Annotated in this window: 14 protein-coding genes; 9 read left to right on the forward strand and 5 right to left on the reverse strand. The window is 66.6% G+C overall.

What is annotated here, in order from left to right; translation table 11 throughout:
• Window positions 1-270: 270 nt before the first annotated feature.
• From U1872_RS00205 to U1872_RS00220, 4 genes are all read left to right on the forward strand, one after another.
• Window positions 271-1656: a helix-turn-helix domain-containing protein gene (locus tag U1872_RS00205; protein ID WP_332790873.1), complete on the forward strand. Its 1386-nt coding sequence runs from the start codon at window positions 271-273 to the stop codon at window positions 1654-1656.
• A 130-nt stretch (window positions 1657-1786) separates the two neighbouring features.
• Complete coding sequence (locus U1872_RS00210; protein ID WP_332790874.1) at window positions 1787-2569, forward strand: SDR family oxidoreductase; 783 nt, start codon at window positions 1787-1789, stop codon at window positions 2567-2569.
• Window positions 2570-2719: 150 nt separating this feature from the next.
• On the forward strand, window positions 2720-4315 hold the full coding sequence (locus tag U1872_RS00215; RefSeq protein ID WP_332790875.1) for an isocitrate lyase: 1596 nt from the start codon (window positions 2720-2722) through the stop codon (window positions 4313-4315).
• A gap of 213 nt (window positions 4316-4528) precedes the next feature.
• Window positions 4529-5353 (forward strand): ATP-grasp fold amidoligase family protein, encoded by an 825-nt coding sequence (locus tag U1872_RS00220; protein WP_332790876.1) that lies wholly within the window; start codon window positions 4529-4531, stop codon window positions 5351-5353.
• 3 nt (window positions 5354-5356) lie between these two features.
• Here the strand turns inward: U1872_RS00220 and U1872_RS00225 are convergent, their stop codons facing one another.
• Genes U1872_RS00225 through U1872_RS00235 form a run of 3 tightly spaced genes read right to left on the reverse strand, consistent with a single transcriptional unit; the run spans window position 5357 to window position 6800 of the window.
• On the reverse strand, window positions 5357-6307 hold the full coding sequence (locus U1872_RS00225; protein WP_332790877.1) for an aldo/keto reductase: 951 nt from the start codon (window positions 6305-6307) through the stop codon (window positions 5357-5359).
• The gene (locus U1872_RS00230; RefSeq protein ID WP_332790878.1) at window positions 6304-6498 is read right to left on the reverse strand and encodes a hypothetical protein; all 195 of its coding nucleotides are present in this window, start codon (window positions 6496-6498) and stop codon (window positions 6304-6306) included. The genes U1872_RS00225 and U1872_RS00230 overlap by 4 nt, the downstream gene beginning before the upstream one ends.
• A complete protein-coding gene (locus U1872_RS00235; protein WP_332790879.1) occupies window positions 6498-6800 on the reverse strand; it encodes a hypothetical protein in 303 nt (100 codons plus the stop codon). The genes U1872_RS00230 and U1872_RS00235 overlap by 1 nt, the downstream gene beginning before the upstream one ends.
• Before the next feature lie 158 nt (window positions 6801-6958).
• On the opposite strand from U1872_RS00235, the gene U1872_RS00240 reads away from it, so the two are divergent.
• The 5 genes from U1872_RS00240 (at window position 6959) to U1872_RS00260 (ending at window position 13898) form a co-directional block, all read left to right on the forward strand.
• A complete protein-coding gene (locus U1872_RS00240) occupies window positions 6959-7933 on the forward strand; it encodes an ArsR/SmtB family transcription factor (RefSeq protein WP_332790880.1) in 975 nt (324 codons plus the stop codon).
• Window positions 7930-8874 (forward strand): methylenetetrahydrofolate reductase [NAD(P)H], encoded by a 945-nt coding sequence (gene metF, locus U1872_RS00245; protein ID WP_332790881.1) that lies wholly within the window; start codon window positions 7930-7932, stop codon window positions 8872-8874. Before U1872_RS00240 ends, metF begins: the two co-directional genes overlap by 4 nt.
• Window positions 8875-9002: 128 nt before the next feature.
• A complete protein-coding gene (locus tag U1872_RS00250; RefSeq protein ID WP_332790882.1) occupies window positions 9003-10049 on the forward strand; it encodes a homocysteine S-methyltransferase family protein in 1047 nt (348 codons plus the stop codon).
• A 156-nt stretch (window positions 10050-10205) separates the two neighbouring features.
• The gene (metH, locus tag U1872_RS00255; RefSeq protein WP_332790883.1) at window positions 10206-12887 is read left to right on the forward strand and encodes a methionine synthase; all 2682 of its coding nucleotides are present in this window, start codon (window positions 10206-10208) and stop codon (window positions 12885-12887) included.
• Between the two features lie 81 nt (window positions 12888-12968).
• A complete protein-coding gene (locus U1872_RS00260) occupies window positions 12969-13898 on the forward strand; it encodes a right-handed parallel beta-helix repeat-containing protein (protein WP_332790884.1) in 930 nt (309 codons plus the stop codon).
• Here the strand turns inward: U1872_RS00260 and U1872_RS00265 are convergent.
• Together U1872_RS00265 and U1872_RS00270 are read right to left on the reverse strand one after the other, a co-directional pair.
• Entirely contained in the window at window positions 13895-14254 is a 360-nt protein-coding gene (locus tag U1872_RS00265; RefSeq protein WP_332790885.1) for a VOC family protein, read from the reverse strand. The two genes, U1872_RS00260 and U1872_RS00265, sit on opposite strands and share 4 nt — an antisense overlap.
• The gene (locus U1872_RS00270; protein WP_443025323.1) at window positions 14245-15864 is read right to left on the reverse strand and encodes an alkaline phosphatase family protein; all 1620 of its coding nucleotides are present in this window, start codon (window positions 15862-15864) and stop codon (window positions 14245-14247) included. The genes U1872_RS00265 and U1872_RS00270 overlap by 10 nt, the downstream gene beginning before the upstream one ends.
• Window positions 15865-15940: the final 76 nt, after the last annotated feature.

The following is a 15940-nucleotide window of genomic DNA, read 5'->3' on the forward strand; positions in this document are numbered from 1 at the left end:
AAATGCCCGCCGCACACGAGGCGCGACGGGCATCCTTTCCTCCCCAGGAAACTTTCAAAGCCATTCGATCTGTGGCGCTTTTTACAAGCTGCCGACCGGTCGTTGCGCCAATAGGGGTGATGTCGATCCACCGGCTAGCGGGATTCTGCGCCCTCATCGGTAAAGGCGTGACCAAACCGGACGTAAAGCAGGGTGATCTTGTAAAGATATGACAGATTGGGGCATGATGCCGTCGCGACTCCCGCGGGAGCGCGTAGCAGGGGACGTGCCATGGCCGATCGCAAACTCTTCGCCGGCCATGCCATTCGCCGGTTGCGGCGCCAGGCCGGGCTGACGCAGGCGGCGATGGCCGAGGTGCTGACGATCTCGCCAAGCTATCTCAACTTGGTCGAGAAAAACCAGCGTCCGCTGTCGGGCTCGCTGATCGTTAAGCTGGCCGAGAGTTTCGACTTCGACCCGCGCGCGCTGGCGGCAGGCGAGCCCGGCGGGGGCGAGGCGGCGCTGCGGCGGCGGCTGGCTGACCCGATGTTCGCCGATCTCGAGATCGACCGCAACGAGCTCGAGGAGTGGCTCGCGGGTGCACCGGGTGGCGCCGAGGCGTTCGCACGCGCGTTCGACCGGATCGGGGCGGGGGCCGCAGTCGCGCCCGGCGCGCTCGACCCGGTCGGCGAGGTGCGGCGCGAGATCGAGCGCTGGCGCGGCTATTTCTCCGATCTCGATACGGTCGCCGAGACGCTTGCCGACGAGCTGCGGCTGGGCGCGGGCGACCTGTACGGAGCGATCGCCGAGCGGCTGCGCGTGAAGCATCAGCTGACGATCCGCGTGCTGCCGGTCGACGTGATGCCCGACCTGTTGCGCCGCACCGATCTCCATGCGCGACAATTGCAGGTGTCGGAGATGCTCGATCCCGCGTCGCGCACCTTTGCGGTCGCGTTCCAGCTCGCCGAGATCGAGGCGCGCACCGAGATCGACGGGCTGGTCAAGGGAGCAGGCTTCACCGATCGCGCGGCCGAGCGGCTGTATCGCCGGCACCTCGCGAGCTACTTCGCGGCGGCGGTGATGATGCCCTATGCCCGTTTCCTGCGCGCGTGCGAGGCGACCGGATACGACATCGAGCTGTTGCAACGCCGCTTCGGCGCGGGCTTCGAGCAGGTCGCACACCGGCTGACGACGCTGCAACGCGTCGGCGCGCGCGGCTTGCCCTTCTTCCTGGTGCGGATCGATCGCGCAGGGCAGGCGTCGAAGCGTTTCTCCGGGGCGAGTGCGTCGCCGCTGGCCGAGGCCGACGGGCGCTGCCCGCTGTGGCAGCTCCACGCCGCGTTCGATCGACCGGGCAGGTTGGCCGTGCAACTGGTCGAGCTCGAGGACGGCGCGCGCTGGCTGACGCTCGCGCGAACGGTGACGCCGCAGGGGCGTCGATTCGGCGCGGTGTCGGCGGAGTTCGTCGTCGGTCTGGGGGTTGCGGCCGAGCATGCCGGGGGGCTGGCGATCGCGCGCGGCGTCGACCTGAAAGGGGAAGCGATGCCGATCGGGCTGGGGTGTCGCGCGTGCGGCCGCGGGCATTGCCCACAGCGCTCGCTGCCGCCGGCCGGGCGCGCGCTGGTGCTCAACGAGCGCGAGCGCGGGGTGAGCGCGTTTACCTTCGGCGGGGATTGATCGCGGGATTTGCGGCGCGCGGCGCAAACGGCTAGGATGCGCGCGCTACCGGAGTGAGATCGATGAACACGCAGCCGACTGCCTGATTATCCCGCCGCGCCATCGCGGCCTCTCATTTCTGGGGTCTATCGTGAAACGACTGGAAGACAAACTGTGCGTCGTGACCGGCGCAGGGCGCGGCATTGGCGCGGGGATCGTGCGCGCCTTCGTCGCCGAGGGTGCGCGCGTGGTGGTGACCGACAAGGACGGCCGGAGCGCGCAGGCGCTCGCGGCCGAGCTCGGCCAGGCGTGGATGGTGCTCGACGTTGCGCGCGAGGCGGACTGGACGCGGTTTGCCGCCGCCTGGCCGGCGATCGACGTGTTGGTCAACAATGCCGGCATCACCGGGTTCGAGGAAGGCGTTGCCGCTCACGATCCCGAGCATGCTGCGCTCGAGGATTGGCGGGCGGTCCACCGCGTCAACCTCGACGGCACCTTCCTCGGCTGTCGCTATGCGATCGGCGCGATGCGGGCGACGGGGGCGGGGTCGATCATTAACATCTCGTCGCGATCGGGGATGATCGGGATCCCGGCGGCCGCTGCCTATGCGTCGTCGAAGGCGGCGGTGCGCAATCACAGCAAGACCGTGGCGCTCTATTGCGCGCAACAGGGGCTCAGCGTCCGTTGCAACTCTATCCACCCGGCGGCGATCCGCACGCCGATGTGGGCGCCGATGCTCGGAGACGGGACTGATCGCGCGGCGCGGGAGGCGGCATTGGTCGCCGACACGCCGCTGCGCCGCTTCGGCGAGCCCGAGGAAGTCGCGGCGCTGGCGGTGCTGCTGGCGAGCGACGAGGCGCGCTACATGACCGGGTCCGAACTCACGATCGACGGCGGGATTCTTGCCGGGTCGGCCGCTAGTCCCGAGCGCTAGGCGAGCCGCTGCCGTGTCGTATATTTACAAGATGACACGGCAGCAGGATGGGATTTGACAGAGCAACCCTGTGGTTTGGCGTTTATCTGCTCGATGGAATGTCAATTCATGTACCTATCTCGCCATACACACAGAGCGAGGGGCATCCCCATGACCTACCAAACCGACATCGCCCAGACCAAGAGCCTGATCCAGCGCTACAACGGCACGTGGGACGGCATCGACGCCGAGAGCGTCGCGCGGATGCGGGTGCAGAACCGGTTCCAGAGCGGGCTCGACATCGCGCGCTACACCGCTGCGATCATGCGCAAGGACATGGCTGCGTACGATGCCGATTCGTCGGCCTACACCCAGTCGCTCGGCTGCTGGCACGGCTTCATCGGCCAGCAGAAGATGATCAGCATCAAGAAGCATTTCGGCTCGACCGAGCGCCGCTATCTCTACCTCTCGGGCTGGATGATCGCCGCGCTGCGCTCCGAATTCGGCCCGCTGCCCGACCAGTCGATGCACGAGAAGACCAGCGTGCCCGCGCTGATCGAGGAGCTCTACACCTTCCTGCGCCAGGCCGACGCGCGCGAGCTGGGCATGATGTTCCGCGACCTCGATGCGGCGCGCGCCAGCGGCAACCAAGTCGAGGAGCAGCGCCTGCTCAACGCGATCGACGGCTATCAGACGCATGTCGTGCCGATCATCGCCGATATCGATGCTGGCTTCGGCAATGCCGAGGCGACCTACCTGCTCGCCAAGAAGATGATCGAGGCGGGTGCGTGCGCGCTGCAGATCGAGAATCAGGTGAGCGACGAAAAGCAGTGCGGCCACCAGGACGGCAAGGTCACGGTGCCGCACGAGGACTTCCTCGCGAAGGTCCGCGCGTGCCGCTACGCCTTCCTCGAGCTGGGCGTCGAGGACGGGATCATCGTCACGCGCACCGACTCGCTCGGCGCGGGGCTGACCAAGCAGATCGCGGTGTCGAAAGAGCCGGGCGATCTCGGCGACCAGTACAACAGCTACCTCGATTGCGAGGAGATCGACCCCGCGACCGCGCGCAACGGCGACGTCATCCTCAACCGCGACGGCAAGCTGCTGCGCCCGAAGCGGCTCGCATCGAACCTGTTCCAGTTCCGCGCCGGCACCGGCGAGGACCGCTGCGTGATGGACTGCATCGCCAGCTTGCAGAACGGTGCCGACCTGCTGTGGATCGAGACCGAGAAGCCGCATATCGAGCAGATCGCGGGCATGGTCGACCGGGTGCGCGCGGTCATTCCCAATGCAAAGCTGGTCTACAACAATTCGCCGAGCTTCAACTGGACGCTCAATTTCCGCCAGCAGGTCTATGATGCCTGGGCGGGCGAGGGGAAGGACGTCTCGGCCTATGACCGCGCGCGGCTGATGTCGGTCGATTATGACGGGACCGAACTGGGCGACGAGGCCGACGAGCGGATCCGCACCTTCCAGAAGGACGCCGCGGCGCGAGCGGGGATCTTCCATCACCTGATCACGCTGCCGACCTATCACACCGCGGCACTGTCGACCGACAATCTCGCGAAGGAGTATTTCGGCGATGCGGGGATGCTCGGCTATGTGAAGGGCGTGCAGCGCAAGGAAATCCGCGAGGGGATCGCGTGCGTGAAACACCAGAACATGTCGGGATCGGACATTGGCGACGATCATAAGGAGTATTTCGCGGGCGAGGCGGCGCTCAAGGCGGGCGGCGCGCACAATACGATGAACCAGTTTGCGGCCTGACGCAGCCGGCGGAGCGAAGCTCCGCCGCGCCCGCGGCAGGCCCGGCCGGCGGGGCGCGCAGCCCCGTCCGACGACGCGGCTTTGCCGCGGCGGGGTTTGAGCTCCCCCTCGAACCCGCCGCAGCATCCGGCCGGTCCGGAACCAACAGCATCCATCGCGGCTTGTGCTGCGATGGATGTTGCGTTTCCGGCCTTGGCGCCTCGACTTGCCAGGGTGCGCGCACGGTGGCGGATCTACCTGACCTACTGGTGGCGCCACGGACGCTGGCCGCGGCTCGATGACCCGCAGACCTTCACCGAGCTGGTCCAGGCGCGCAAGCTGGCCGGAGCCGACCGCGCGATGGTCAGGATGGCGGACAAGCTCGTCGCGAAGGCGATCGTGGCGGAACGGCTCGGCGTCGACTGGATCATCCCGACGCTGTGGCACGGGACCGAGCTACCCCCGATTCCAGCATGGCCGACGCCGTTCGTCGTCAAGGCGCGGCACGGATGCAACCAGACCGCCTTCGTCTTCGATGATGCCGCCGACTGGGACGACGTCCGCCGTCGTGCGGCCGGCTGGATGCGCTCCACTTATGGCTATTGGCTCGACGAGGATCTCTACGCCCGCATTCCGCGCGGCCTGGTGGTCGAGCCGTTCGTGGGCGCGCCGCCGGTGTTGCCGATCGACTATAAATTCTACGTGTTCGGTGGGCGCGTCGAATATGTCCAGGTCCACCTCGGTCGCGGCGGGCGGCATCGCTGGATCCTGTTCGACCGCCAGTGGCGGCGTGTGTCTTCGGCGACAGACGATCGCGATCCGACGCCGCCTGTCACGCTCGGCCAGATGATCGTCGCGGCCGAGCGCCTCTCCGACGGGCGCGACTTCGTGCGGGTCGATCTCTATGAAATCGACGGGCGGCCGTTGTTTGGGGAGATGACCTTCTATCCGGGGTCGGGGCTCGACCCGTTCAGCCCCGTCTCGCTCGACGCCGAGCTTGGCGCGCACTGGCTGCGCGCCAAGCTCGCCTTGCTCGAACCGCTCCGCGCGGTCGCCTGACGCTCAGGCGCCCGCGACGGACAAGCGGTCGATCTGTTCCTGGCTGAGATCGAGGGTCATCGCGCCGAGCAATTCCTCGACCTGCGCGACGCTGGTCGCGCTCGCGATCGGCGCCGTGACGGCGGGCTGTTCGGCGAGCCACTTGAGCGCAATCTGGGCGAGGCTCGCGCCGGTCTCGGCGGCGATCTCGTCCATCACGGCGAGTACCGCGGGCCCCTTGCCGTCGAGGAACGCCTGCATCCGCCCGCCGCGCACGCTCTTGCCGAAATCGTCGGCGCTGCGATATTTGCCGGTCAGGAAGCCCGAGGCGAGCCCGTAATAGGGAACTGCGCCGATGTTGTGCTCGACGCAATAATCCTGAAGTTGGCCCTCGAACTTGTGGCGGCTGACGAGATTATATTCGGGCTGGAGTACGTGATAATGCGGCAGGCCGTGCGCCCTGGCGGCATCGTTCGCCGACTTGAGCCGCGCTGCATGGAAATTGGATGCACCCAGCGCGCGGATCTTGCCCGCGTCGATCAGCTTGCCGAACGCGGCGAGCGCGTCTTCCTGCGCGACGGCATCGTCATCCTGATGCGCGAAATAGAGGTCGATCGTTTCGACGCCGAGCCGCTGCAGCGACGCATCGCATGCCGCGGCGATCCGCGCGGGCGCTAGTTTTTCGCCACCTTCGCCGGGCAGCATGCCGACCTTGGTTGCGATCTGCACCTGATCCCGCTTGCCCGACTGCTTGAGCCACGCGCCGAGCACGCTCTCGGATTCGCCGCCCTTATGCCCCGGTGCCCATGCGGAATAGACGTCCGCGGTGTCGATCATCGTGCCGCCGCCAGCGACGAAGGCGTCGAGCACAGCGAAGCTGGTCGCTTCGTCGGCAGTCCAGCCGAACACGTTACCGCCCAGGACCAGGGGGGCAATGTGGAGATCGGTCGCGCCCAGGCGGCGAAGGGTGGTCATTGCGGCTGGTCCTCATTGCCCGTCTCGTCGGCATCGACGACGATGGCAGCATTGGTATCGGGGGAATTGGCGTCGAGCGAGGCCGCGGCGTCGTCGAGCGCGCGATCCTCGCCCGGCGGCGCGCCGGTCGAGGAGGTGCCGCCCGAACAGGCGGCCAGCGCCAGGCAGGCGAGCAGCGCGGCCCGGCGCATCAGTCGCGAATGTCGTTGCCGACATCCGAAATCGCGGCGCCTGCGCGATCGGCGGCGCGATCGGCCTTTTCGGACAGACGATCGGCCTTGTTGCTGAGCACCGCGCCGGCATTGTCGAGCCGAGTTTCCGCCGCGCCGAGCGCAGCATCGGTATCGTCGACCGCCTTGGCGCCGGTCGCGTTGGCGTCGGCCGCGACCGAATTGGCGGCGTCGCTGATATCGGCGTTCGTCTTGGGGCTGCAAGCGGCGAGGCCGATCGCGGCGAGGACGGTCAGCGGCAGGAGGATACGGGTCTTGATCATGAGATGGTCCTTGGCTCCCGAAAGGTCGGGAACACGCTAGAGGATGGGGTCGGGGGCTTCAACTCCGCCCAGGCCAGGTTGTTGCGGTACAATTGTGGATTATCGCGGTTCGATCCGCGTTGACCGCATATAAAGATATCTTTATATGTTATTCCACAATGACCATCGCTCTCGACATCTTTCGCGCGCTTGCCGACGCGACGCGGCTGCGCATCGTGGCCCTGTTGCGCACGATGGAGCTTTCCGTCGGTGAGCTCGCGCAGGTCCTCGGGCAGAGCCAGCCGCGCGTTTCGCGCCACGTCAAGATCCTGTGCGACGCCGGGCTTGCCGAGCGGCGTAAGGAAGGCAGCTGGGTGTTCGTCGCGCTGGGCAGCGGCGCGACGGTCGGGCCGGTGATTACCGCGCTCGACGAATGGTCGGCGATCGAGCCGGACCATTGGGCGGTGGCGGATGCCGCGCGGCTGGCAGCGGTGCGCGCCGATCGCGCGGCTTCGGCAGCGAGCTGGTTCGAGGCCAATGCCGGGCAATGGGATGCGATCCGCTCGCTCCACATCGCCGAGAGCGAGGTCGAGGCGGCGATGTCGGCGGTGCTGGGCCTCGACGACAAGAATGGAGCGCCGATCGGCCAGTTGATCGACATCGGGACGGGGACCGGGCGGATGCTCGAGTTGTTCGCGGGCCGCGCCGGGCAGGCGCTGGGGATCGACCGCAGTTCCGAAATGCTCCGGCTCGCGCGGGTGAAGCTGTCCGAGCGCGGGCTCGGCAATGCCGAACTGCGCCAGGCCGATCTTTATGCGCTGCCGCTCGGCGACGATGCAGCGGACGTGGCGATCGTCCACCACGTGCTGCACTTCGCGCAGCAACCCGGCGCGGCGATCGCCGAGGCCGCGCGCGTTTTGAAACCGGGTGGCCGCCTGCTGATCGCGGACTTCGCGGCGCATGACCGCGAGGATCTGCGCAGCAAGGATGCGCATACCCGCCTGGGCTTCGCCGACGATCAGATCGAAACGTGGTTCGCCGCGGCAGGGCTGGCGCCGGCCCGGATCGAGACGCTCGAGGGCGGGGAATTGACGGTCAAACTGTGGCTCGCCCGCAAGGTCGGCCAGCGCGTAGCAGAGGTGAAGGCGGCATGACGGTTTCGGTAAAGCAGATGCAGGAAGCGCGGCTCGCGCTCGCAGCGCCGTTGTTCGCCGATATCGCGGGCGATGCGCGGGTGAGCTTCGAATTCTTCCCGCCCAAGACCGAGAAGATGGAAGAGACGCTGTGGGCGTCGGTCCAGACGCTGGCGCCGCTCGGGCCGCGCTTCGTCTCGGTCACCTATGGCGCGGGCGGCACGACGCGCGAGCGCACGCATGCGACGGTCGCACGGATCGCGCGCGAGACCGACATCCCGGCGGCGGCGCACCTCACCTGCGTGGATGCGACGCGCGAGGAGATCGACGCGATCGCGGACGAATATTGGCAGGCGGGGGTGCGCCACATCGTCGCACTGCGCGGGGATTCGCCTGTGGCAGGGCAGGCGTTCCAGTCGCCGGTCGGTGGCTATGAGAATGCCGCGGCGCTCGTCGCGGGTCTGCGCAAGCTCCACCCGTTCGAGATTTCGGTCTCGGCCTACCCCGAATGCCATCCGGATTCGCCGAGCGAAGCGGCCGATCTCGACAATCTCAAGCGCAAGCTCGATGCCGGCGCGACGCGCGCGATCACGCAATTCTTCCATGAGGCAGAGACCTTCTTCCGCTTCCGCGATGCCGCCGCCAAGGCCGGGATCGACGCCGAGATCGTGCCCGGCATCATGCCGGTGATGAATTTCGGAGCGGTGCAGCGCATGTCGGCGATGTGCGGGACGGTGGTGCCCGAGTGGATGGGGACGCTGTTCGACGGGCTCGACGATCATCCCGCGGCACGCCAATTGGTGTCGGCGACGATCGCTGCCGAGCTGTGTCGGCGGCTATACGCGGGCGGGGTGCGCGATTTCCATTTCTACACGCTCAACCGCGCCGAGCTGAGCTACGCGATCTGCCATCTGCTCGGCATCCGTGCGCAGCCGGCGCTGGTTGCGGCGCAAGCGGCGTAACGGATTTCACCCCTCCCCTTCAGGGGAGGGGCAGGGGGTGGGGGGATGTCTCACCGAGCGGTCGGCTTGCCGGACTTCCCCACCCCAACCCCTCCCCTGAAGGGAAGGGGCTTAGAAGGAACAAGATCATGACCACCCGCCAGACCTTCCTCGCCGAAGCCGCCAAGCGCATCCTCATTACCGACGGCGCGTTCGGGACGGAGATCCAGAACTGGAAGCTGTCCGAGGCCGATTATGCCGGCGACCTCGGCCTTGCCAAGGACCAGAAGGGCAATAACGACATCCTCGCGCTGACGAAGCCCGAGGTGCCCGAGGCGATCCATCGCGCCTATTTCGAGGCCGGTGCGGATATCGCCGAGACCAACACCTTCTCGGCAAACCGCATCAGCCAGGCCGATTATGCCGCCGAGCATCTCGTGCGCGAGATCAATGTCGAGAGCGCGAAGCTCGCCCGCCGGCTGGCCGACGAGTTCCAGGCGAAGGACGGCCGCCCGCGCTTCGTCGCGGGTGCGGTCGGGCCGACCAACAAGACCTTGTCGCTCAGCCCCGACGTCAACGATCCGGGCTTCCGCGAGATCGATTTCGATTATCTGAAGGACGTGTATCGCGAACAGGTCGACGCGTTGATCGAGGGGGGCGCCGATTTCATCCTGATCGAGACGGTGTTCGACACCTTGAACGCCAAGGCCGGGATCATGGCGGTGCTCGAGGCCTCGGACGATCTCGGTCGCGACGTGCCGATCATGCTGTCGATGACGCTGACCGATCTTTCGGGGCGCAACCTGTCTGGGCATACCGTCGAGGCGTTCTGGCACGCGGTGCGGCATGCCAAGCCGGTGACGATCGGGCTCAATTGCTCGTTCGGTGCCGAGCAGCTGCGGCCGCATGTGCGGACGCTGTCGGACATCTGCGATACGCTGATCATGGTCTATCCCAATGCCGGGCTGCCCAACGAGCTCGGCGAATATGACGAGCAGCCGTCGACCACTGCGGGCCTCGTGCGGGAATGGGCGGCCAACGCGCAGGTCAATGTCCTCGGCGGGTGCTGCGGGTCGACCCCGGCGCATATCGCGGCGATCGCCAAGGCGGTGGCGCAGCTCACCCCGCGCGCGCTGCCGGTGCCGCCGGTGGTGACGCGGCTCGCCGGGCTCGAACCGATGACGATGGCGGCGTAACGCCCAATACGCCTTCTTCGCCTCTCCCGCATGCGGGAGAGGTCGGGTGAGGGCCTTCTTCTTCTGCTATATTTTTAACTGGGTCCTGCGTCGCGCAGAAGAAGACCCTCACCCCAACCCTCTCCCGCGAAAGCGGGAGAGGGAGAAGCAGGCAAAATGACGAACACGACCTCCTCCACCAATTTCGTCAATATCGGTGAGCGCACCAACGTCACCGGCTCGGCGCGCTTCAAGAAGCTGATCATGGCGGGCGACTACCCCGCCGCGGTCGAGGTCGCGCGCCAGCAGGTCGAGAGCGGCGCGCAGGTGCTCGACGTCAACATGGACGAGGGCCTGCTCGACGCCGAATATGCGATGACGACGTTCCTCAAGCTGATCGCCGCCGAGCCCGACATCGCGCGCATCCCGTTCATGGTCGACAGCTCGAAATGGTCGGTGATCGAGGCGGGGCTCAAGTGCGTCTCGGGCAAGCCGATCGTCAATTCGATCAGCATGAAAGAAGGCGAAGACCAGTTCCTCGCCCAGGCGCGCAAGGTGATGAACTACGGCGCCGCGGTAGTGGTGATGGCGTTCGACACCGTCGGGCAGGCCGACACGCGTGCGCGCAAGCTCGAGATCTGCGGCCGGGCGTATGACCTGCTGATGGAGATCAGCTTCCCGCCCGAGGACATCATCTTCGATCCCAACATCTTCGCGGTCGCGACGGGGATCGAGGAGCATAACAATTACGCCGTCGACTTCATCGAGGCGTGCCGCGACATCAAAGCACGCTGCCCGCACGCGCATATCTCGGGCGGGCTGTCGAACCTGTCGTTCAGCTTCCGCGGCAACGAGCCGGTGCGCCGCGCGATGCACTCGGTGTTCCTCTATTATGCGATCCCCGCCGGGCTCGACATGGCGATCGTCAATGCCGGCCAACTCGACATTTACGACGCGATCGACCCAAAGCTGCGCCAGGCGTGCGAGGACGTCATCCTCAATAGCGACGACGGCGCGACAGAGCGGCTGATCGCGATGGCCGAGAGCTTCAAGGGCACCGATGCGGTGGCCGAGAAAGCCGCGGCCGAATGGCGCAGCCTCGATGTCGGCAAGCGGCTCGAATATGCGTTGGTCAAGGGCATCGACGCGCATGTCGTCGAGGATACTGAGGAGTGCCGCCAGCTGTTCGCGCGGCCGATCGAGGTGATCGAGGGCCCGCTGATGGACGGGATGAACGTCGTCGGCGACCTATTCGGATCGGGCAAGATGTTCTTGCCGCAGGTGGTGAAGAGCGCCCGCGTGATGAAGAAGGCGGTGGCGCATCTGCTTCCCTTCATCGAGGCGGCGAAGGAGCCCGGCGCGCGCGGCAAGGGCAAGATCATCATGGCGACCGTGAAGGGCGACGTGCACGATATCGGCAAGAACATCGTCGGCGTCGTGCTCCAGTGCAACGGCTTCGATGTGGTCGACATGGGCGTGATGGTGCCGTGGTCGGACATCCTGAAGTCGGCCAAGGAGAATGACGCCGACATGATCGGCCTGTCCGGCCTGATCACGCCCTCGCTCGACGAGATGGTGACCGTCGCCGAGGAGATGAAGCGGGCAGGGATGACGATGCCGCTGCTGATCGGCGGCGCTACCACCTCGAAGGTCCATACCGCGCTGCGCATCGCGCCCGCTTATGACGGGCCGGTCGTGCATGTGCTCGACGCGAGCCGCGCGGTCGGGGTCGCCTCGACGCTCGTCAGCGACACGATCCGCGACGATTTCGTCCAGAAGACCGCCGACGAATATGAAGCGGTGCGGATCGCGCGCGCCAATAAGGGGCAGAGCGAGTTGATCCCGATCGAGGCGGCGCGCGCCAATGCGTTCCCGGCCGACATGGCGCTCAAGCCCGAAGCACCAAAGCAGCCGGGCGTGCATGTGTTCGAGGATTGGGATCTCGCCGATCTGCGCGAGCTGATCGACTGGACGCCGTTCTTCCGCGCGTGGGAGCTGGCGGGGAATTACCCGGCGATCCTGACCGATGCGGTGGTTGGGGAGAGTGCGACGTCGCTGTTCGCCGATGCGCAGAAGATGCTCGACCAGATCATCGCCGAGAAATGGCTGACCGCCAAGGGTGTCGCCGGCTTGTGGCCGTGCCACCGCGATGGCGATGACGTCTTCATCTATACCAGCCATGCCGACGCGCAGCGCAGCCCCGACGGCGCGACCTTCCCGGCCGACCTCCACACGCCCAACCTGGATCGCACGCACGAGGCGAGCGTCCGCATACCCTTCCTGCGCCAGCAGATCGCCAAGCGCGAGGGGCGCGCCAATATGTGCCTCGCCGATTTCATCGATCCGGCAGGCGACTGGATCGGCGGCTTCGCGGTCACGGCCGGGCACGGCATCGATGCGCACCTCGCGCGCTTCAAGGCCGATAATGACGACTATTCCGACATCCTACTGAAGGCGCTTGCCGACCGTCTTGCCGAGGCGTTCGCCGAGCGGCTTCACCAGCATGTCCGCACCGAATTGTGGGGCTATGCCGAGGGCGAGCAACTCACCAACGAGGCGCTGATCCGCGAGCAGTATCGCGGCATCCGCCCGGCGCCGGGCTATCCGGCCTGTCCCGATCACAGCGAGAAGCCGATGCTGTTCGAGCTGCTCGGCGCAACCGACGCGACGGGCATCACGCTGACCGAGAGCTTTGCGATGTTGCCGACCGCGGCGGTCTCCGGTTTCTACTTCGGCCATCCGCAGGCAGAATATTTTGGCGTAGCGCGCGTCGGGCCCGACCAGCTCGAGGAATATGCGACGCGTCGCGGGGTCGATCTCGCGACCGCGACACGCTGGTTGCGTCCCAATCTGGACTGACGAGCGCGGAGGGTTAACCCTCAATTAGCCTTCCCCCCTGGCCTTTGCGCGGGCATCGTGCTGCGCAAAGGAGCCAGCCCAATGCGTCGCATTCTACCCCTGCTCGCCATCGCGATCGCCGCCCCTGCCGCCGCGCAGCAGCGCGCGCCCTTCACCATTGAGGGCACGGGCCAAGGCTTTCAGACGATCGACGAGGCGGTCCAGTCGATCCGCATGCGGACCGCGACGATCCTGATCGCGCCCGGCGTCTACCACCAGTGCACGATCCAGTCGGGCGGTCACATCACCTTTAAGGCGGTAACGCCGGGCACCGCGATCTTCGAGGGCACGGCGTGCGAGGACAAGGCGGCATTCGTCCTGCGCGGGCAAAGCTCGGTGGTCGATGGCATCGTCTTCCGCAAGATCGCGGTCGGCGACGGCAATGGTGCGGGGATTCGTAGCGAGGTCGGCGATCTCGTCGTGCGCAATTCGATGTTCATCGACAATCAGGAGGGCATCCTGGGAGGTCAGCTCAACGGCCAGAAAATCACGATCGACCATTCGACCTTTGCCGGGCTCGGCCAGTGCGACATCACGCCGAGCTGCTCGCACAGCATCTATCTCGCCAATCTCGGATCGGTGACGGTGACCAATTCGCGCTTCGAGCGCGGCACCGGCGGGCATTACGTCAAGCTGCGCACGCCGCACGTGACGATCACCGACAACAGCTTCGACGACACCAAGGGTAGCAAGACCAACTATATGATCGACCTGTCGCAGGGCGCCACCGGGCTGATCGCGCGCAACACCTTCGTGCAAGGGGCGCACAAGGAGAACCATAGCGGGCTGATCGTCGTTTCGGCCGAAGCCAAGACCTACAGCGCTGCCGGCCTGCGGATCGAGGATAACGATGCGAGCCTGGCGCCCGGCGCGCCGACCAATCCGGCGTTCGTCGCCAATATGAGCGGCGACCAGCTCGCGATCGGCGCCAACCGGCTGGGACCGGGTATCCGGTCGTACGAGGTGCGCTAGGCGCGGTTCGAGATCTGGATGCGGTTGCCGTCCGGGTCCGCCCCGTCGCAAAGCTGCAGTGCGCCGTCGCTGCCGAGCGCCTTCATGGGGACCCCGCGCGCGAGCAAAGCGGCGCGGGCAGCCGCTACGTCGGCGGCAAAGAACACCAGCTTGTGCGGCGCGTTGGCGCCCGCGCCGGTCTTGCCCGGCGTACCGGCGGCGTGAAGCGCGATGTTGCACCCACCGGCGGCGAAATCGACCCAGCCCTCGTCTTCCTCGAGGATGGTCAAGCCGATTACGTCGCGATAGAAATCGCGCATCACCGCGATGTTGTGCGTGAACAGGATCACGCGACGCAGCGCGAGGTTTAGCGACATGGCGCGCCGGCCTGCGTCAGATCGAGACACCGCCCATCCACCTTCGGCGCGGTCAGCGGCAGGCCGATCTGGTGCGCGAGCGTGGGCGCGATATCGACCGTCTCGACGCCGCCTGTATGTTCGAACCCGCTCATCCCCTTGCGCCAGAACAGGATCGGGACGCGGCGATCATAGTCATACGGGCTGCCGTGCGTCGCGATATAGCCGCTCGCCGCGCTCGGGATCGGGGTCACGCGCGGCTGGAGAAAGACGAGCAGGTCGCCCGAACGCCCGGTACGGAATGAGGCACGCGCGCGCTCGAGCATGGTCCATTTCTCCGGCGGTCCCTTGGGGCTCGGCGTCGCGCGGATTTGGGCAGCGGTGAACACATCGGCGACTTGCGGCGCCGCCTTGTAATAAGCGATTGCCGCAGCCTCGACCGCCTTGTGCTGGGCGGGCGTCAGGTCCTTGGCGATATAGACGTCGCCATTGGGGATGTCGCCGAACAGCACGGGCTTGGCGATGCCGAGCTTGGTCGCGATCTCTTTACCAGCGATCGCGGGGGCGAGCGTTATCTTGGCGCGCTGCGCCGCAGGGAGCCCGGCATCGACTTCGCGTTCGGGAATGTCGTTGCCGCCATGATCGGCGGTGAGGACGACCTCATAATCGACGCCGGTCGAATCGAGCACCTGGAAGAACGAGCCGAGCGTCGCGTCGAGTTGCTGGAGCTGGATGCACATCTCGGCACCCTCGGTGCCATAAGTGTGGCCGATATAATCGGTCGCCGAGGCGCCGACGTCGATGATGTCGGTGGTCGGCCCTTGCCCGAGCTTCATATCCTGGACGAGCCCCGCGGCCAGCGCGACGATCGCGCCGTCGAAGGCGGGCGAGGCGCGGAAGCCCGTGGCGCTGCCCGCGGCGCGCTCGAAATGCCCTGCGCCGACCGTCTTGCCGCCACCGAGTTGCACGGCGCGGTCGTGCGGCTTGCAGACCTCGGGCACGTCGAGCGCGGCTTGCGGCGCGGCGATGTTCGCGGCGGTCGCGGCATTGGCGCGCGCGACGACGGCGGGGGTGGCGCGGCCGGCATAGCTGACGAACGCCTTGCCGTTCCACCACCAGAGCTCGTCGACGTTATGGCCGCCCATCATCACCGCGGCGCGATCCTTGCCTGCGACCGAGACGACGCGGATCGCCGGATTGGCGGCCTTCATCCGCTCGCCGAGCGTGGGGACGAGGAGGTGCTTGTCGGACACGGTGTACTGGCCGTCATGGGTGGTGCCGGGGACGGTCTCGTCCTCGGCGCAATAGACCACCTTGTCGGCGCGGGCGACGCCGAGGTCGGTCCAGTTGTTGGCGATGATGCCGGTATGTTCGGGGCGGAAGCCGGTCAGGATCGTCGAATGACCGGGGCAGGTCTCGGTCGCGGCGTGGCTCTGATAGCCGCTCGGGAAGACGCCGCCCTGCTGCAGCCGTGCGAACCCGCCGGTGAAGCTCTTGCGATATTCGGCGAACAGATCGGCGGAGAATTGGTCGACCGAGATGACGACGATCAGTTTCGGCGCGGTCGCGGGCGGGGTGAACGGCGCAGCCTCTTTCGCCGAAAGCGGGGCCGACAGCAGCGCGAGCGCCATCGCCAAGAGGGAAGCCTGTCGTTTCATCGGTGATCTCCGCGCCATATACTTGACCCCGCGCGAGCTATGCCCTTGG

Source organism: Parasphingomonas frigoris, from assembly GCF_036663815.1.
Taxonomy (GTDB): Bacteria; Pseudomonadota; Alphaproteobacteria; order Sphingomonadales; family Sphingomonadaceae; genus Sphingomonas.

Bases quoted from the DNA above. Each gene is read 5' to 3' on its own strand.
- U1872_RS00205 (WP_332790873.1), top strand. From the start codon at position 271: ATGGCCGATCGCAAACTCTTCGCCGGCCATGCCATTCGCCGGTTGCGG.
- U1872_RS00215 (WP_332790875.1), top strand. From the start codon at position 2,720: ATGACCTACCAAACCGACATCGCCCAGACCAAGAGCCTGATCCAGCGC.
- U1872_RS00225 (WP_332790877.1), bottom strand. From the start codon at position 6,307: ATGACCACCCTTCGCCGCCTGGGCGCGACCGATCTCCACATTGCCCCC.
- U1872_RS00230 (WP_332790878.1), bottom strand. From the start codon at position 6,498: ATGCGCCGGGCCGCGCTGCTCGCCTGCCTGGCGCTGGCCGCCTGTTCG.
- U1872_RS00235 (WP_332790879.1), bottom strand. From the start codon at position 6,800: ATGATCAAGACCCGTATCCTCCTGCCGCTGACCGTCCTCGCCGCGATC.
- U1872_RS00240 (WP_332790880.1), top strand. From the start codon at position 6,959: ATGACCATCGCTCTCGACATCTTTCGCGCGCTTGCCGACGCGACGCGG.
- metF (WP_332790881.1), top strand. From the start codon at position 7,930: ATGACGGTTTCGGTAAAGCAGATGCAGGAAGCGCGGCTCGCGCTCGCA.
- U1872_RS00250 (WP_332790882.1), top strand. From the start codon at position 9,003: ATGACCACCCGCCAGACCTTCCTCGCCGAAGCCGCCAAGCGCATCCTC.
- metH (WP_332790883.1), top strand. From the start codon at position 10,206: ATGACGAACACGACCTCCTCCACCAATTTCGTCAATATCGGTGAGCGC.
- U1872_RS00260 (WP_332790884.1), top strand. From the start codon at position 12,969: ATGCGTCGCATTCTACCCCTGCTCGCCATCGCGATCGCCGCCCCTGCC.
- U1872_RS00265 (WP_332790885.1), bottom strand. From the start codon at position 14,254: ATGTCGCTAAACCTCGCGCTGCGTCGCGTGATCCTGTTCACGCACAAC.
- U1872_RS00270 (WP_443025323.1), bottom strand. From the start codon at position 15,864: ATGGCGCTCGCGCTGCTGTCGGCCCCGCTTTCGGCGAAAGAGGCTGCG.